Below are 16785 nucleotides of genomic sequence, written 5' to 3' on the forward strand. Positions count from 1 at the left end.
TCACATATTGTGGTGCCATGCCGAAGCTCACCGATCTTCCCTTCCAGGCAGCTGCCAAAATCCAGCAGTACGCCGAGCGCGGCGCAGCCGAACTGCACTATGCCCGCAAGATGTTCGAAGCGGGTGCGCTGAAGCTGGAACCGCCGCAGAACATCGCCGCCTTCGTGGCCGATATCCGGCGCTGGGGCGAGTTCGGCATGATTCCGGCGTTGAACGCGCGCCGCACACCCGACCGCACGGCGATCGTCGACGACGACGGCGAGATCACGTTCAAAGAGCTGGACGACGCCGCGCATGCCGTCGCCAACGGGCTGCTGGCGATGGGAGTCAAGGGCGGCGACGGGGTGGCGATCCTGGCCCGCAACCACCGCTGGTTCCTCATCGCCATCTACGGTGCGGCCCGCGTCGGCGCCCGCATCATCCTGCTCAACAGCGAGTTCTCCGGGCCGCAGATCAAAGAGGTGTCCGAGCGCGAGAACGCCCATGTGATCATCTACGACGACGAGTACACCAAGGCCGTCGCGCAGGCCGACCCGCCGCAGGGCAAGCTGCGCGCGCTTGGCACCAACCCCGACAAGGACGAACCGTCGGGCAGCACAGATGAGACCCTGGCCGATCTCATCGAGCGCAGCAGCCGCAAGCCGGCACCCAAGGTGACCAAGCACTCGTCGATCATCATCCTGACCAGCGGCACCACCGGGACGCCCAAGGGCGCCAACCGCAGTACGCCGCCGTCGCTGGCGCCGATCGGCGGTGTGCTCTCCCATGTGCCGTTCAAGGCCAACGAGGTGACGTCGCTGCCCGCGCCGATGTTCCACGCGCTCGGCTTCTTGCACGCCACGATCGCGATGTTCCTTGGCTCGACGCTGGTGCTGCGACGGCGCTTCAAGCCGGCGACGGTGCTCGCGGACATCGAGAAGAACAAGGCCACCGCGATGGTCGTCGTTCCGGTGATGCTGTCGCGGCTCCTCGACGAGCTGGACAAGATGGAGCGCAAGCCCGACTTGTCGTCGCTGCGGATCGTGTTCGTCTCCGGGTCGCAGCTCGGCGCGGAGCTGGCCACGCGGGCGCTGAAGGATCTGGGGCCGGTGATCTACAACCTGTACGGGTCGACGGAGATCGCGTTCGCCACCATCGCGCGACCGAAGGACCTGTCGATCAACCCTGCCACGGTCGGCCCGGTCGTCAAGGGTGTGAAGATCAGGATCCTCGACGACAACGGCAACGACCTGCCACAGGGTGAGGTCGGCCGGATCTTCGTCGGCAACACCTTCCCGTTCGAGGGCTACACCGGTGGCGGTCACAAGCAGATCATCGACGGGCTGATGTCCTCCGGCGATGTCGGCTACTTCGACGAGCACGACCTGCTCTACGTCAGCGGCCGAGACGACGAGATGATCGTGTCGGGCGGCGAGAACGTCTTCCCGGCGGAGGTGGAAGACCTCATCAGCGGCCATCCCGAGGTTGTCGAGGCCACCGCACTCGGGGTGGAGGACAAGGAGTGGGGTCACCGGCTGCGCGCGTTCGTGGTGAAGACCGACGGCGCCAACCTCGACGAGGACGCCATCAAGGCATACGTCCGGGACAACCTGGCCCGCTACAAGGTGCCGAGGGAAGTCGTCTTTCTCGAAGAACTGCCGCGCAACCCGACCGGCAAGATCCTCAAGCGCGAACTACGCGATATGGAAGTGGAGTAACACTTTTCGCGTTTACTGGCCGGGCGGCGGCAGTTGCTGGTCCTGTGGTGGCGTTGCGGCGCCGACGATTCCTTGAGCGGCGTCAGAAGCCTGTTGGGCGGCGTCGACGCCCACGAACGTGTCCTCGGCGGTGCAGTTGCCCGCATGGACTGGCCCGGAGGGAATGCCGGACGAGGCCATTTCTGATGGGATGCCGCCCGGTGGAATGTAGATCGGGAAACCATTCATCCTCATGCACACGCCTCCCGGCGCACCTGATGTCGGATAGGGGCTGGCGGCAGGTGCCTGGTTGATCGCCTGGTTGGCCTGGTCGGTGGCGGAGCCAACGATGCCTGCGGGATCGACCGGGGGCTGCTGCTGTTGACACTGTGTGTCGTCCGGATTGCAGGGAGGCGGGTCCTCGGCGCTGGCGACCGGCGCGAAGGCGACGAGCGCGCCTGCGGCGGTTCCCAACACGAGGGTGGCGGCAGTGGTGATGCGCTTCGACATGCGATCGGTCCTTAGTGGCAAAGTAAAGCGCCCGACGCGGGCGCTTGCTGCCCACATTGGCAGCCCACCAAGATCAGGGCAATCCGGTTTGCTGACTTTGAATCCATTTAGTTGCGATGACAACCAAATTCAGCTGACCCCGCTCGCGTACATCACCGCTGACCAGGGGATAGACAGGCACACCAGCATCAGGGTCAACAGAAACCATCCTGCGCCCTGCCAGATCGGCCATGTTCCGCCGTCGCGCCAGACGCGGTACGCCTTCACCAGTGCGCCGACGCCACCGAAGAACAGGATCGCGGGCACGGTCGAGGCCAGTACGACCGAGCCCTTGTCGACGACGGCAAAAATTGCGAAGGCGACGCCGGCCACCACGATGACGCCGAGACCGTACTCAACCGCGTGACGCAGAGCTTCCGGGTCACGCCAACGCTTTTCGACGTCTCTGGTGTCGCTCACTACCAGGGACCGTTGACATACCAGGACAGGCAGCCGGGATGGTCTCGGCACGCGATGATCGCTCCCGCGTCGGGAGCGGCGCCGCGAACCCTCGGCGCGCGCGGCGGCAGGTTGCAGTTCACCACGAACGGGTTCCACGGGATCACACCGTTCACGCACGGCTGCGCGCTTTCCTGGGTGTCGGATTCGCTGGCGATGGCGGGTACTGCCACCAAGAACGATGCGGCCGCCGATGCGGTCACGACGAGGCGGGTTACGCGTTGCCGAAAATCGTTCATCACTACCGCCAACCGCTACGAGCCTGAAACCTATTTCGATGGTAGACCTCGGACCGCCTGCGAAGGCTAGACCGCCAACGGCGGTATGGCATTGCGCGGCACGTACACGGTGTGTGCACCCGCGGCACCGGCCATCAGCTCACCCCGGCCGAAGAAGAACACCACGTCGACGGGTGTGATTGCGAAGTTCTGGTAGTGCGACGGGTCCATGCCGTCACTATCGATAATGGGCGCGGGCACGCCCATATCGGTGGACAGCTTCTGCGTGACGATCGGGTAGATGGCGGTGAGCGGATCGACGCCTGGGCCGAAGAGGTCGGCGAACGCAATCGGGCGGTTGCGGACCGTGTCGTAGTTGAAGGCCTTGTACCAGGTGTCAGGGTGTGCGCCGCCCATATTCTGATACACCTCGAACGACACCGACCTGGTGGTGTCGGACGCCCACACCGATGCCGTCAGGTCCATGGCGTAGGGCACGCCCGCGAAGTTGGTCGTACCCGTCCCGTTGAGGAAGCCGGTCCGCGTCTGGGTCAGGAAGTCATCGACGGCAGCCTGGTCGGGAAAGTCGACGGGGAACGACATCGAGAGCTCGTAATTCGGCGTCGTCACCTTGGTTCGGCACAGGCCGTCCGGCTCGACGGCGCCGCCGAAGTCGGCGCAGAGGTCTGCGGCATGCGCAGTCGGCGGCGCCGGTGGCGAGACCATCAGCAGACCCGTTGCCAACAATCCGGCCAGCACAGTACGCATCATGAGCGGAGCGTAGCTGTGCGGGCGGTCGGTCAGTATTCGATCGCCTCGATCAGCGGCGACGGCTCGTCCATCAACGCCCAGAACCGGTCGCGGATGGCGGTCGTCATCGCGCCCGGCGTGCCGTCGCCGAGTGCCTCGCCGTCGAGCGAGATGATCGGCGTGACACCGCCCGCCGTCGTGACCGCCATCAGCTCGTCGGCCTCGTACAGCTCGTAGCTCGTGACGTCGCGCAGCGTTGCCTCGATTCCCATCGCGTCGGCGATCTCGAACACCGTCTTGCGGGTGATGCCCGGCAACGCATTTCGAGACGGCGAGGCAAGCTTGCCGTCCTTGACGATGCAGACGTTGAAGCCCGGCCCCTCGGCGACGCAGTTGTCGGAGTCCAACAGGACCGCGGTGCGCGCGCCGCGGTCCTTCGCCTCGAAGCTGGCCGCGGTCAGGTCGCCCCACTGGTAGTTCTTGATGGTCGGGTCGACGGTGTTGCGCCCCGCCCGCCGCACATGCCGCGGGACGATGGCAGTCGTTCCGAAGATCTGCTCGCTCGGCGGAAACGCCCACAGGTAGGGGATCGCGTAAATGTAGACCTGATGGGTCAGCTTGGAAAGGTCCTTCTCGCCCTTGCGTTTTCCGTAGCCACGCGTGACGGTGAGGTTGACGAACGACTCCCGCAACTGCGACATGCTCACACACCGTTTGGTGATGTCGGCAAGCTCATCCTTGCGGTAGCCGGCGTCGAGCCGCAGCTTGCGCGCGCCGTCCAGCAACCGGTCGAGGTGATCGCCGAGCCGAAAGATGTTGCCGTGCCACACATGTGCGACCGTGTAGGTCAAGTCGGAATGCCCGAAGCCGGTGTCGAAGATGGAGATTCGGGCGTCCGCTGCCGGGATGTACTCGCCCTCGATCCAGGCGACACCGCCTGCGTACGGGCTGGAGGTGTCCAGCTCGTAGTCGCTGTACTGGATCACCGACCCGGGTGGGGTGTCCTCCCGGATCACGCCGGGCTCCACGGCGACGAGGTTGCTCGCACCGAGATCTGTGATGGTCATGGCGTTCCTTTCGGAGATGTTCTGTGTCAGTCGAATTCAGGTCAGGTGTGTCTTGGCGAAATCAGGCCCTGCGTCACCGTTGGCCAGACGCTTCCTCAGCCCGGTCATCGCCCAGAGTCCTGCGAGGACGACGAGACCCAGGAATACCCACTTGTTGCCTGCGAACTGGGGCAGCAGGATCAGTGCCGCACACACCAGGGTGAATACGACGAGGCCGACGACGTAGATCGGCATGCGGGCGCGGCCCAGGTGGAAAGTGTCCGGTTCGGGGGTGGGAATGGTTCCCCGGCGGTGACCGATGATCAGGGCGATGGTCTGCAGCACGTAGGTGGCGAACACGGCCAGCGACGAGAGCCCGAGGATGAGGAAGAAGGCTTTCTCGCTGACCAAGGCGAAGAGAAGCAGGACAGTCGAGAAGCCGAACAGTCCGAGCACGGCATAGGTGGGGGTGCGGTTTGTCGGTGAAACGTGCCGCCATACGTGCGAGAACGGAAGCATGTTGTCGCGGGCCATCGAGTAGGTCAGCCGCGTCGCGACCAGGATGTTGGCCAGGATGCACGCCATCACGTTGGTGAGTGCCACTGCAACAACGATCTTGGTGATCACGGGGCCGACCTGCTGGGTGATGATCTCTTCGATGGGTGCAGCGGAGTTGGCCTCGACTGCGGCGGCATCCTTGATGGCCAGCACGTAGACCACGTACATCAAGAACTCGATGACGATGGACGCGGTCAACGCGTAGAACATCGTGCGGGGAATCACGCTCCGCGCGTTCACGGTTTCCTCGGCGACGTCGGCACTGGCTTCCACGCCGATCAAGCCGAAGAACGGTCCGAGCGAGGCAGCCAGCCACGCCAGGATGTACGGGTTGCTGCCGTCGGAGGTGCCGCCGGTGAACAGCACCGAGAAGGGCTGGTGATTCTCCGGCGTGGCGAAGGCGACGACGGCCACCAAGATCGTCGCACCGACGGTGATCACGAACTCCAGGCTGACGCCGATGTTGTTCACCATCGTGGCGAACCGCACCCCATAGAGGTTGACGAGCATGCAGACGGCCATCACCCCGATCGCGACGAGGATCTGGACGGTCTGAGACATGGCCCAACCGAACAAGCCGCCGAGGTAACCGGAGAGGATGAATCCCACCCCCGTCATGCCGCAGATCCATCCGGCCAGCGCCATCACGCCGGTGAACCACGCGAGGGTGGAGCCGTGGATCCGGCTGGTCCACTGGTAGGCATAGCCGGCCAGCGGGATCTTGGCCGTCAGGTCCGCGGCGATGACGACCCAAAGAAGGAAGACCGCGCCGGCGAGCAGCAGGGTCCACACGAACGGCGCACCCGCGGTGAAGTAACCGGCGCCGAAGCCGGTGAACACGGCCGTGGTGGCGCTGATCGTCGCGAAGCCGATGGCGAACGAAGCCAGTCGGCCGACCGAGCGGTCGAGCTTCTGGGTATAGCCGAACTGCTCGAGGTTGGCGTCCTCGGCGTTGGCGGGTTCCGGAGCTTTCGCTTCGGCGGGCGCGATATCTGTCATGGCTTCTCCAGGCGAGACGGATCGAACGGTGAACCCAGAAAACCCTGTTGACCTGCCCCGCGGAAGTTCCAATATCTGATCTACTGATAACTTGCGGTTATCAGTGGTCGTGCCCTTGCGAGTGCGATCAGGGTCAGTAATAAGTCGCAGGCCGTTCCACGGGCTTACCCTCGCCGAAGCTCCATTCCTCGCGGACGTGTGCCACCAGCTCGGCCGCCTCGCGGCTGAGCCCGGCCGGATGCCACGCGAGCGCGGTGTAGTTACGGGGCCGATCCGTGATCGGCACGTAGACGATGCCCTGCCGGTTGTAGAGTCGCGCGCTCGCCTCGCTTGTGAAGCTGATGCCGAGCCCGCGCGCGATGGTCGTCGTCTCCTCCTCGTAGGTGGCGGCGACCGCGGCGATCTTCGGTGGCTTGCCGTCCCGCGCGTCCATCGCCATCCAGTAGTCCCGCCAGGTTCCGGCGGTGGCGGGCGCCACCACGATCGGCTCGTCGAGCAATTCGGCGATCGTCAACTCCGATCGCTTCGCGAGCCGGTGATCCCTTGGCAGGCACGCGACCCAGTTCTCGGCGTCGAGGATGAACATCCGGTGCTCAGGCAGGTCGACCGGCGGCCGGATGATGGCCACCTCAGTGGTACCCTCGGCGAGACCGGCCGTTGGATCAGAGAAGTCGAATTCCCTTGGCTCAACCGTGATTTCGGGATGGACCATCTCGAAATGGCGGACCAGGCGGAACAACAGGTCCGCACCGGTCCCGATCAGGTAGCCCAGCCGGATGCGGCGGTAGTGCGCCGAGATCGCGATGAGATCGTCGACGGCCGAGTCGATGCCTGCCAGCGCGTCGCGCACCTTGGGCAGCCAGACCGCGGCGAGCTCGGTCAACGCGACCTCACGGGTGCTGCGGGTGAACAGCATGACGCCGAGCTGATGCTCGAGTGCTTTGATCGCCGTCGAGAGGGCGGGCTGGGTGATGAACAACCGCTCGGCGGCGCGACGGTAGTTGAGTTCCTCGCCGAGCACGGCGAAGTAACGCAACTGTCGAAGCGTGACGTCTGCGGTCGTCGGCGCACCCTCTCTGGTTCTACGGATCGCGCGGCAGACCCAGCAGCCGTTCGGCGATGATGTTGAGCTGCACCTCCGTCGTGCCACCGTAAATGGTGGTGGCCCGGCTGTACAGCAGGTACTCGGCCCACTTCCCCGGCAGCTGTTCGGGATCGCCGATCGCGCCGTCGGTGCCAAAGGACGATACGGCGAACTCGGAATAGCCCTGCCCGGTACGCATCGACAACAGCTTGGAGATCGCCGCGGCTGGCATCGGATCGCCACCGGCGAGCGTCAGCAGCGTCGAGCGCATGTTGAGCACCTTGGCGGCATGGCCCTCGGCGATCAGCCTGCCTGCGTGGTTCTGACCGATCTGGTCGAACTGACCATCTCTGATGAACTCGACGAAACCCTCGAGGCTGGCCATGCCGAGCGGCTCGCTGCTGCCGATGGACACCCGCTCTGCGGTCAGGGTGTTGCGGCTGACCTCCCATCCGCGGTCCACCTCGCCGAGCACGTACTCGTCGGGAACGAACACGTCGTCGATGAAGACGGTGTTGAACATCGCGTTGCCGGTGAGCTCCCGAAGCGGCCGCACCTCCACGCCCTCACTGCGCATATCAAGCAGGAAGTAGGTGATGCCGTTGTGCTTGGGCGCGCTCGGGTCTGTCCGGGCCAGCAGCGCACCCCACTGGGAGAACTGCGCCGCAGTGGTCCAGATCTTCTGGCCGGTGATGCGCCAGCCGCCGTCGACCTTGGTGGCCTTGGTGGACAGGCTGGCCAGATCGGAACCGGCGCCCGGCTCGGAAAACAGCTGGCACCAGATCATTTCGCCGCGGAAGGTCGGCGGCAGGAACCTCTGCTGCTGCTCGTCGGTACCGAACGCGACGATCGACGGGATGATCCACGCCGCGATGCCCATCTGCGGGCGCTTGACCTGGCCGGACGAAAACTCCTGAGCGATGATGATCTGCTCGACGGGATCCGACGCCCGCCCCCACGGCTTGGGCAGGTGCGGCTGCACCCAGCCGCCTTCTGCGATGGCGGTGTTGCGCTCCGCGCCGCGTGGAAGTGCCTTGAGCGCTGCGACCTCTGCGCGGATTTCGTCGCGCAGTTTCTCGGTATCGGGGTCCAGATCGATGTCGAGCTTGCGCATGCCGGTGCTGGTGGCGATGTCGACGACCTGCTGCGGATAGTCGGCTGCCCGGCCGAAGCACGCGGCCAGCACGAGGGCCCTGCGGTAGTAGACGTTGGTGTCGTGCTCCCAGGTGAAGCCGATCCCGCCGTGCACCTGGATGCAGTCCTGGGTGCAGCGCTGAGCGGCGGCAGGAGCCAGGGTCGCGGCCACCGCGGCGGCGAACTCGAATGCGCTGTCCTCCGAATTGCCTTCGCTTGCTTCATCGATGGCACGGGCGGCGTCCCACACCGCCGCGGTCGCCCGCTCGGTGTCGGCGATCATCTCCGCACACTTGTGCTTGATGGCCTGGAACTGCCCGATCGGCCTGCCGAACTGCTCGCGGATCTTGGCGTATGCCGACGCGGTGTCGGTGGCCCAGCGGGCCACGCCGATCGACTCCGCCGACAGCAGGGTCGACATCAGCGCGCGCGCGAGGACCCGGCTCAAGTTGCTCAGCACGCGGTCGTCGCCGACTTCCACGGCATTGGCGCGGACATGGGCCACCGGTCGCAGCGGGTCGACGCTGCGCACGGGTTCGATCTCCAGCGCCTCGGCGTCGATCACCACCCACTCTTCGCCGCTGTCGATCGCCACCGGAAGCACCAGCACCGATGCCTGGGCGGCGGCGGGCACCGCCCGCACCTCGCCCCGGATGACCAGGCCGTCGCCGTGCCGGGTCGCGGTCAGCCCGGAGTCGATCGCGTACGCGGCGATCACCGCGCCCGACGCCAGGTCGTTCAGCAGCTTGGCCTCGGGGTCGTGCGCGGAGATCAGCGCGCTGGCGATGGCCGATGGCACGAACGGCCCCGGCACCGCGCCGTAGCCGAACTCGGCGAGCACGATCGCCAGCTCGAGTATCCCGAACCCTTGTCCACCAACGGCTTCGGACAGGTGCACGCCCGTCAGGCCCTGCTCGGCGGCGGCCCTCCAGTACGGCGGCGGATTGGAGATCGGAGTCTCGAGCGCCTCATGCAGAACGTCCGACGGCGCCACCCGCGCCACCAGGGACCGAACCGAATCGGCGAGGTCATTGTGTTCAGGATTGACTGCTATGGGCATCGATGCACCTTCACTTGAGGTCTTCCCTAATAACCGGTGGGTTGGGAACGACACTACTCGGGCGAATTGACGACGTTTCGAAGGTCCCGGCCGTCACGGATCCGCATGCAGTTGTCGACGGCTTCGGCGAGGTAGCGGCGCATCGTGTCGGCCGTGTACCAGGTCACATGCGGTGTCAGCACGACGTTGTCGAGGCCAAGCAGTGGGTTGTCGGCCGGTACCGGCTCGACCGCGAAGACGTCTAGGCCGGCCGCCGCCAGCCGACCGCCTCGCAGCGCGTCGACCAACGCGTCTTCGTCGATGATCGGTCCGCGCGAGGTGTTCACAACGACGGCGCTCGGCCGCATCAGGGCAAGGGCCGCGGCATCCAGCAGATTCGAGGTCTGCGCGGTCAACGGCAGGTGCAGCGACACGATGTCGCTTGCGGTCAGCAGGTCCGGCAGCGATCGCCAGCCGGGCTGGCCGTCGTCGCCGGTGCTGGTGTGCAACACCTCGGCGCCCATCGCGGTCACGATGGTTTCGACGCGTTTGGCGATGTTGCCGTAGCCGATCAGCCCCACCGTGGCGCCGCCGATGTCGCGGACGGTGTCGCCGAGGCTGGGATCCGACGGCCAGCCGCTGCCTGCCCTGGTGGCCCGGTCGAGTTCGGGTAGTCGGCGCAGCGCGGCAAGCATCAGCAGAACGGCGCCCTCGGCCACCGAAGCGGCGTTGGCGCCTGGCATGTTGGCCACCGCGATACCGAGGCGTGATGCGGCATCGACGTCGATGGTGTTGACGCCCGCACCCAGCTTGTGCACGAGCTTGGCGCTGGCCGCCTGCTCGAGATCGGCGGCCGACAACGGCCGCAGCACGTGCCAGATCACGTCGGCCCGCGGCAGTTCGCGATGGAAAGTGTCGTCGTCATCCTCGGCGCAGTAGTGAATATCGAGCCAATCAGCCTCTGGCGAAACAAATTCCAGCACCTTGGCGCCGGGCGCGAAGTGGGCCAGGACCCGCACCGACGAGCGCTTGCGCGAGTAGTCAGCCGCTACCGCCACCGCTTCGCGATCCACCTGGCGATCGTATCGGCCTTCTCGGTGCGCGCCCCGGGAGTGGTGAAGTAATGGTCGGTGTCGATGGCGAACTGCGTCTTGTCGGTGCTTGCGAGTGCGTCGAAGATGCGCTGGGCGTCGGACGGATAAACGCCGGTGTCCTGCTCGGCGTTGATCACAAGGGCGGGACAGTCGATGCGCGCCAGATGCGGCTCGGCCCGTGTCTGCGAGTGCCGCAGGCTCCACATGCCGAGCCAGCTGCGCAGCGTGGACGCCGCCGCGATGCCGTGTGCCGACCGGTTGGCCTTGACCGGTTCACCGACGTAACACGTGTTGGGTGGCCGCTTGGTCGGCTCCAGGGTTGGGTCGACCATCCGGGGGTCGGCCCAGGTTCGCAGGACCGTGAACGGCCGGTCCGAGAAGCCCGCGGCACGAACACGTTTGAGTTCACGTTCGGCCCAGTCTGTGATCGCGTTGTTGCGGGCGACCTGGGCGCAGCGATACCGGGTGACGAACTCCTCGCTGTACGGCGGGCCGTTCTTCGAATCGAAGAGATCGAGGGCGGAATCGGTTGCGATCGGGTCGTTTTCGTCGACGACCGAGGCATCCATCCAGGCGGTGAGGACATCCGGCCTGCCCGGGTGCGCGGCGCTGGCCACATAGCCGTTGGCGGCGGGCAGCTCGGTGAGACCGGCTGCGGGGCGCATGCCCTCCAGCGGTGTCACGTGGCCGTCGACCGCCTGTGCCTGGTAGGCGGCCATCAGCGAGCCGCCACCGGAATTACCCAGCAGCACAATCGTTTCCACGCCCTGAACTTCACGCAGCCAGCGGACGCCCACACCGATGTCGACCAGGGCGTGGTCGAGCAGGAAGCTGCTCTCATATCCGCGAAATCGGGTGTTCCAGCCGAGAAATCCGATGCCGCGGGTCGCCATGTAGTCGGCGAGGTAATGCTCGGAGAAGTCGATCTGATAGTGCGCGGCGATCATCGCCACTTTCGGCTTGCGGCCCACCCCGCGGTGATACAGCCCCTGGCAAGGATGGCCGCCCGACCCCGCCCGCCGCGCGGTGGGAGAATCCAATCCGACGAACTCGCGCGTTACGCCCGGTGTTCCGGATGACGGTGTCCTCGTCATGTCGGTCCCGTCTCCTTTTCACCGCTGCAATAGCCGTCACGCCGCACGCTGCGCTCCCGCCGCGTCAATATCGGAGATCGTGGTCGACAGAAATCCCTTGCGCGCGATGATCGCTCGCGCCGCAGCATCGATCGCCACCTGCGTGTGCCGGCAACGCACGGTCGGCATTGTTCGCACGGACTGACCGGCACCGTTTTCCTCCGCCCCGGAATCCACGGTCATTGATCCAGCCTGAACCTGATGTTAGATTCAGATTTCGCTCCCCACAGGAGTTTCGCGTAGTCGGCTCGAGGAGACGCGCCATGATCAAGCCCGACAACAAGAACTCGGAGTTCCAGCTCGGGGGTATCAACCACGTGGCGCTGGTGTGCTCGGACATGCAGAAGACCGTCGACTTCTATTCGGGCGTGCTCGGGATGCCGTTGATCAAGTCACTCGACTTGCCCGGCGGCATGGGCCAGCACTTCTTCTTCGATGCCGGCAACGGCGACTGCGTCGCCTTCTTCTGGTTCACCGAGGCGCCCGATCGGGTGCCCGGCATCTCCTCACCCGTTGCGATCCCGGGAATCGGCGAGATCACCAGCTCGGTCAGCTCGATGAATCACCTGGCATTTCACGTTCCCGCCGAGAAATTCGATTCCTACCGGCAGCGACTCAAGGACAAAGGGGTCCGCGTCGGGCCGGTGCTCAACCACGACGAAAGCGCGGCACAGGTTTCGCCGACCGTGCACCCGGGCGTCTACGTGCGGTCCTTCTACTTCCACGACCCCGACGGCATTACCCTCGAGTTCGCCTGCTGGGTAAAGGAATTCACCGAGGCAGATACCCAGGCGCAGCCGAAGACGTCGGCGGATCGCAGGCGCCCGGTACCGGCCGGCTAATCGAAGTAGAGGCCGGGATCGTCCAGCGCGCCGAGAATCGCCGCGAGCTGGTCGACCAGTTGCTCTTGGCTCAGGTCCACTTCGCCCGCCAGCCATGCGCTGATGGTCTGACCAACGCCACCGACCACGAAGTGGACGGCCGCGTTGCTCCTGCCGGTCTGGTCGCGGCGCAGGGCCGACGCTAGGTGCTGCGCCAGCAGAAAGGCGAAGATTCCGCCGAGGTCGGAGCGTTTGCGCAGGATGACCGGATTCGACATTCGGACGTCGAACAACACCCGGCCCATGCGGGAGTCGGTACTGACGATGCGCACCAGGTTGGCAATGCCTGCGCGACCTTGCCCGGCCGGCGGCGAGGCGGCCACGGCCGCCTGGGTGGTGGCCGCGACGTCGGCGACGGCGGCGTCGAAGACCGCGACGACGAACTCGTCTTTGTCGGTGAAACTCTCGTAGAAGTAGCGTGCGGTCAGCCCGGCCCGACTGCATACGGCGCGCACGGTGAGATCGGTTTCAGCGCTGTCGCCGCCGAGGAGGTCCAGGCCGGCCTCCACTAGCCGACGTCGCCGCTCGTCAAGGCGTTCGGCCGCCTCGATTCCGCGATACGGGCGGACCTGTGCCATGCCGGCCATGGTGCCACCTTGACAGCCGTCAACGGGCTGGGGCAATATCTGACAACAGTCGTTCTCACATTTGGGCAGGTAATCAATGACGATTCGTGAGGCTCGCAAACCGATCTTCCGGCGCCGCACCCCCGATGCCGTCGGCGGCATGATGGGGGTCGGCCTGCTGGCGGGCGCAGCGAACGTGATCATGCAGCTGTCGCGACCGGGCGTCGGCCATGGCGTGGTGGAAAGTCGCGTCGAGAGCGGCCGGATCGACCGCCACCCGATCAAACGGGCCCGCACCACATTCACCTACCTCGCCGTCTCCGCGAACGGAACCCCAGAGCAGCAGGCGGCGTACCGGCGGGCGGTGAACGGCGCCCACGCGCAGGTGTATTCGACCGAGGAGAGCCCGGTCTCCTACAACGCGTTCGACCCCGACCTGCAGATGTGGGTCGGCGCCTGCATGTACAAGGGCGTCGTTGACATCTACAAGATCTTCGTCGGCGAGATCGACGACCAGCGGGCCGAGCAACTGTTCTGCGAGGGCATCGCGCTTGGGACGATGCTGCAGGTGCCCCGCGAGATGTGGCCGGCCGACCAGGCGGCGTTCGACCGCTACTGGGAGGAGTCGATGGCGCAGGTGCACATCGACGACAAGGTCCGCGACTTCCTCTGGCCGATCGCAGCGGGCCGGGTGCGTGGAGCGAAGCTCCCCGCGGCCGTGCAGCGCAGGCTGGACGACTTCAACCTGTTGATCACCGGCGGCTTTCTGCCGCAGCGGTTCCGCGACGAGATGCGGTTGGACTGGGACGACGACAGGCAGGCCCGCTTCGACCGGTTGATGAAGCGCATTCGTTTCGTCAACGACCTGCTGCCGACGGTGATCCGGCAGTTTCCGTTCAATTGGCTGCTAAAGGATCTGGACTGGCGAATCCGGACCGGACGACCGCTCGTCTAGCCGCGCCCTGCGGCATCTCCCGGCACAGCTGGTTGCCATAATTCGGGCGTACAACCGATGTATGCGTACCGATAACGACACCTGGGATATCACCTCGAGCGTCGGCGCGACGGCGCTGTTCGTCGCAGCTTCCCGAGCGTTGGAGGCGAACAAGCCGCATCCGCTGGTCGTCGACCCGTACGCGGAGATCTTCTGCCGGGCGGTCGGCGGTGATTGGGCCGACGTGCTCGACGGCAAGGCGCCGGAAAACAAGTTGATGTCCGAGTTCGGCGCGCACTTCGTCAACTACCAGGCCGCACGCACACAGTTCTTCGACGAATACTTCTATGCCGCGGCCGATGCGGGTGTGCGCCAGATCGTGATTCCCGCGGCGGGGCTCGACTCGCGTGCCTACCGGCTGGCGTGGCCGGAAGGCACAGTCGTCTTCGAGCTCGATCAGCCCCAGGTGCTGGCCTTTAAGGCAGACGTGCTTACCGGCAGCGGTGACGCGTCGACCGCGGAGCGCCGCGAGATCCCCGTCGACCTTCGCGATGACTGGCCCGCGGCACTACGACGGAGCGGATTCGATCCGTCCAGGCCGTCGGCATGGCTGCTCGAAGGGCTGCTGGTCTATCTGCCCGCCGCCGCGCAAGCAGAGCTCTTCGCAGGCATCCATGACCTTGCGGCGCCCGGCAGCCATGTCGCGGTCGACGACGGGAAGCCGTTCAGCGACGAGCTCTATAAGCAGGCGCGCGAAGTGGAACGGGAAGCACCGGACGGCTCCCGATTCTTCTCGCTGATCTACAACGAGCAGCACGCGCCTGCGATCGACTGGTTCACCGACCACGGGTGGAAGGGCTCGGAAGTCGAGCTGCCCGATTACTTCCGGCAAATCGATCGGCCGGTGCCGGGACCGGATTCCGAGGCCGGGCCGATGTTCGCCAGCATTTCGCTGGTCAGCGCCATAAAGGGGTGACCCAAAAGGGGCCCCGGCGGCGGATCGGCCATCAGGAAAGTGGTGGTTGCCCGATCTGCTCTTTGAGGGACGCGAAATCGGCAAGATCCCATACGTGGGTGAACTTGTCGTCCTCCACCCGGTAGATGGTGAACTCCGAGATGGTTACTCGGCGGCCGGTCGCTTCGATTCCTTCGAAGGTACCGCGGTGGGTGCCGGAGACCGAGAAGCTCAGCGCGATGTGTTCGGCGTCGATGACCATGTTGCGCACCGTCCAACGCCAGTCGGGAAACGCTTCGATCAGCGGGGCGAACTGCGCCGTGACGGCGTGCGTCTCCATCGGCGCGTCGTTGATCTGGATGGACGGGGCGTAGAACGTCGACATGCGATCGAAGTCGTGATCGTTGCAGGCCTTCAGATAGTCCAGATAGAGGGACCGAAGCTGCTCGAGGTGGCTCTCCATTGTCGTCCTATTCTGCTAGCTGAACATGAAGTCGCGCATGAACCGTGTCATCCTGCGCAGGTAGTCCGGCTGGCTGACATGCAGGATGTGGTTTCCGGGGAACCAGTGGAACGCGCAGCGGTCCCAGTGCTCCCACAGCGCTTCGGCCTGCTGCGGCGGGGCGAGGCGGTCGCCGAGACCGGCGATGATCAACCGCCGGTCCTTCGGGACCAAGGCGGGATAATTCAACGGCGAGTGGAACATCGCTGCGGCCGTTGACAGTTCATCGCCGGTCCCGCTGAGCGTATCGCCGACCGCGACGAGCATGTTGGCAGGCCACCACTCGTCGACCAGCTTCTCCGGCATGACGACCGGAACATTGGGGATGACCGCCTGGATGCGGTCGTCGGCGCAGGCGATCAACGCAGAGGTGTAGCCGCCCAACGACATCCCGGTCAGCGCGATTCGGTCGACGCCGGTGTACTCCAGGTAGTCCAGTAGCGACCGGAAGTCGAACACAGCCTGAGCCATCGCCTCGGCAAAGCCTGCAGAGCCGTTCGCGAACAACCCGTAACCACTGAAGGGAGAGTACTTTTCGGCACGACGGCCGTGGAACGGCATTGTGTAGAGCAGGATGTCATAGCCCGACCGGTAGAACCACGGCAGAGAGAAGAACAACCCGTTGAACATGTACGCCGACCCCATGAACCCGTGGATGACGCACAGCGTTGGGTGTGGTCCGTCGTCGTGGCGCCAGTGCTGGGCGTGCACGACGTTGTTGCGCTCATACGATTCACACCGGTCGCGCATCGCCGGGTTGACGGCCTCGAAGCTGCTGTTGAACCGGATGTTGTGCACGCGGCCGTTGGCCATCCACTCCGCGACGGGGTTCGCCGGGCGCGACGAGATCCGCGGCACCTCCGTCGGCGCGGGAAACGAGAGCTCCCCGTCCTTCTCGGCACCCAGTTCGGCGTAGAACTGCAGTGCTTCGCGTTGTTGCTTTGCACCCGAGCTGTTGAACGCCGCCAGCGCCATCTGCGGAAGCATCGCCGCACCCACCACCGATGCCAGCGCGGTGCGCAGGCCGAGATCGGCGATCGCCGAGGAATCGACGATCAATCGTTGGCGCAGCGTGAGATCCACGCGCCGCGGCAGGCCGCGCGAACCTGCGTCGGCGCCGGGGACGTCGGGAACGGGAATGGGGGGATCAACCGGCGCGGCACTGGGCGGCTGGGTACTGGACACGGCCCGATCGTATCTGCGCACAC

At 65.5% G+C, this 16785-nt stretch carries 18 protein-coding genes; 4 read left to right on the forward strand and 14 right to left on the reverse strand.

What is annotated here, in order from left to right; translation table 11 throughout:
* Nucleotides 1–17: 17 nt before the first annotated feature.
* Complete coding sequence (fadD2, locus tag D6M19_RS19150; protein ID WP_123026829.1) at nucleotides 18–1697, forward strand: long-chain-fatty-acid--CoA ligase FadD2; 1680 nt, start codon at nucleotides 18–20, stop codon at nucleotides 1695–1697.
* 12 nt (nucleotides 1698–1709) lie between these two features.
* On the opposite strand, the gene D6M19_RS19155 is transcribed toward fadD2, so the two are convergent.
* The 11 genes from D6M19_RS19155 to D6M19_RS35285 all read right to left on the reverse strand — a co-directional run bounded on the left by D6M19_RS19155 (nucleotide 1710) and on the right by D6M19_RS35285 (nucleotide 11922).
* A complete protein-coding gene (locus tag D6M19_RS19155) occupies nucleotides 1710–2186 on the reverse strand; it encodes a hypothetical protein (protein ID WP_123026830.1) in 477 nt (158 codons plus the stop codon).
* A 129-nt stretch (nucleotides 2187–2315) separates the two neighbouring features.
* Complete coding sequence (locus tag D6M19_RS19160) at nucleotides 2316–2645, reverse strand: hypothetical protein (protein WP_123026831.1); 330 nt, start codon at nucleotides 2643–2645, stop codon at nucleotides 2316–2318.
* A complete protein-coding gene (locus D6M19_RS34305; RefSeq protein ID WP_234834941.1) occupies nucleotides 2645–2887 on the reverse strand; it encodes a hypothetical protein in 243 nt (80 codons plus the stop codon). Before D6M19_RS34305 ends, D6M19_RS19160 begins: the two co-directional genes overlap by 1 nt.
* Nucleotides 2888–2989: 102 nt before the next feature.
* The gene (locus D6M19_RS19170) at nucleotides 2990–3673 is read right to left on the reverse strand and encodes an esterase (RefSeq protein ID WP_123026832.1); all 684 of its coding nucleotides are present in this window, start codon (nucleotides 3671–3673) and stop codon (nucleotides 2990–2992) included.
* 29 nt (nucleotides 3674–3702) lie between these two features.
* Nucleotides 3703–4719 carry an aminotransferase class IV gene (locus tag D6M19_RS19175; RefSeq protein WP_123026833.1) on the reverse strand — a complete coding sequence of 339 codons (1017 nt, stop codon included), beginning with the start codon at nucleotides 4717–4719 and terminating at the stop codon, nucleotides 3703–3705.
* 36 nt (nucleotides 4720–4755) lie between these two features.
* Nucleotides 4756–6255, reverse strand: a complete 1500-nt coding sequence (locus D6M19_RS19180; protein ID WP_123026834.1) for an APC family permease — start codon at nucleotides 6253–6255, stop codon at nucleotides 4756–4758.
* A 133-nt stretch (nucleotides 6256–6388) separates the two neighbouring features.
* Nucleotides 6389–7291, reverse strand: a complete 903-nt coding sequence (locus tag D6M19_RS19185; RefSeq protein ID WP_123026835.1) for a LysR family transcriptional regulator — start codon at nucleotides 7289–7291, stop codon at nucleotides 6389–6391.
* Between the two features lie 46 nt (nucleotides 7292–7337).
* A complete protein-coding gene (locus D6M19_RS19190; protein ID WP_123026836.1) occupies nucleotides 7338–9533 on the reverse strand; it encodes an acyl-CoA dehydrogenase family protein in 2196 nt (731 codons plus the stop codon).
* 53 nt (nucleotides 9534–9586) lie between these two features.
* Entirely contained in the window at nucleotides 9587–10531 is a 945-nt protein-coding gene (locus tag D6M19_RS19195) for a 2-hydroxyacid dehydrogenase (RefSeq protein WP_123026885.1), read from the reverse strand.
* Nucleotides 10532–10560: 29 nt separating this feature from the next.
* On the reverse strand, nucleotides 10561–11700 hold the full coding sequence (locus tag D6M19_RS19200) for an alpha/beta hydrolase (RefSeq protein WP_123026837.1): 1140 nt from the start codon (nucleotides 11698–11700) through the stop codon (nucleotides 10561–10563).
* Nucleotides 11701–11736: 36 nt separating this feature from the next.
* The gene (locus D6M19_RS35285) at nucleotides 11737–11922 is read right to left on the reverse strand and encodes a hypothetical protein (RefSeq protein WP_407665372.1); all 186 of its coding nucleotides are present in this window, start codon (nucleotides 11920–11922) and stop codon (nucleotides 11737–11739) included.
* An 80-nt stretch (nucleotides 11923–12002) separates the two neighbouring features.
* Here D6M19_RS35285 and D6M19_RS19210 point away from each other — a divergent pair, with 80 nt between their 5' ends.
* Nucleotides 12003–12581 carry a VOC family protein gene (locus D6M19_RS19210; protein WP_123026838.1) on the forward strand — a complete coding sequence of 193 codons (579 nt, stop codon included), beginning with the start codon at nucleotides 12003–12005 and terminating at the stop codon, nucleotides 12579–12581.
* Here the strand turns inward: D6M19_RS19210 and D6M19_RS19215 are convergent.
* Nucleotides 12578–13207: a TetR/AcrR family transcriptional regulator gene (locus D6M19_RS19215; protein WP_123026839.1), complete on the reverse strand. Its 630-nt coding sequence runs from the start codon at nucleotides 13205–13207 to the stop codon at nucleotides 12578–12580. The two genes, D6M19_RS19210 and D6M19_RS19215, sit on opposite strands and share 4 nt — an antisense overlap.
* Before the next feature lie 76 nt (nucleotides 13208–13283).
* Between D6M19_RS19215 and D6M19_RS19220 the strand changes: the two genes are divergently transcribed.
* The gene (locus D6M19_RS19220; protein WP_123026840.1) at nucleotides 13284–14141 is read left to right on the forward strand and encodes an oxygenase MpaB family protein; all 858 of its coding nucleotides are present in this window, start codon (nucleotides 13284–13286) and stop codon (nucleotides 14139–14141) included.
* A gap of 61 nt (nucleotides 14142–14202) precedes the next feature.
* Nucleotides 14203–15096, forward strand: coding sequence for a class I SAM-dependent methyltransferase (locus D6M19_RS19225; protein ID WP_123026841.1), 894 nt, complete (start codon nucleotides 14203–14205; stop codon nucleotides 15094–15096).
* 31 nt (nucleotides 15097–15127) lie between these two features.
* Here D6M19_RS19225 and D6M19_RS19230 read toward each other — a convergent pair whose 3' ends face one another.
* Nucleotides 15128–15538, reverse strand: a complete 411-nt coding sequence (locus D6M19_RS19230; RefSeq protein WP_123026842.1) for an ester cyclase — start codon at nucleotides 15536–15538, stop codon at nucleotides 15128–15130.
* A 15-nt stretch (nucleotides 15539–15553) separates the two neighbouring features.
* On the reverse strand, nucleotides 15554–16762 hold the full coding sequence (locus tag D6M19_RS19235; protein ID WP_123026886.1) for an alpha/beta hydrolase family protein: 1209 nt from the start codon (nucleotides 16760–16762) through the stop codon (nucleotides 15554–15556).
* Between the last annotated feature and the right edge of the window lie 23 nt (nucleotides 16763–16785).

The sequence above is a fragment of the Mycolicibacterium stellerae genome, assembly GCF_003719305.1.
Classification (GTDB): domain Bacteria; phylum Actinomycetota; class Actinomycetes; order Mycobacteriales; family Mycobacteriaceae; genus Mycobacterium; species Mycobacterium stellerae.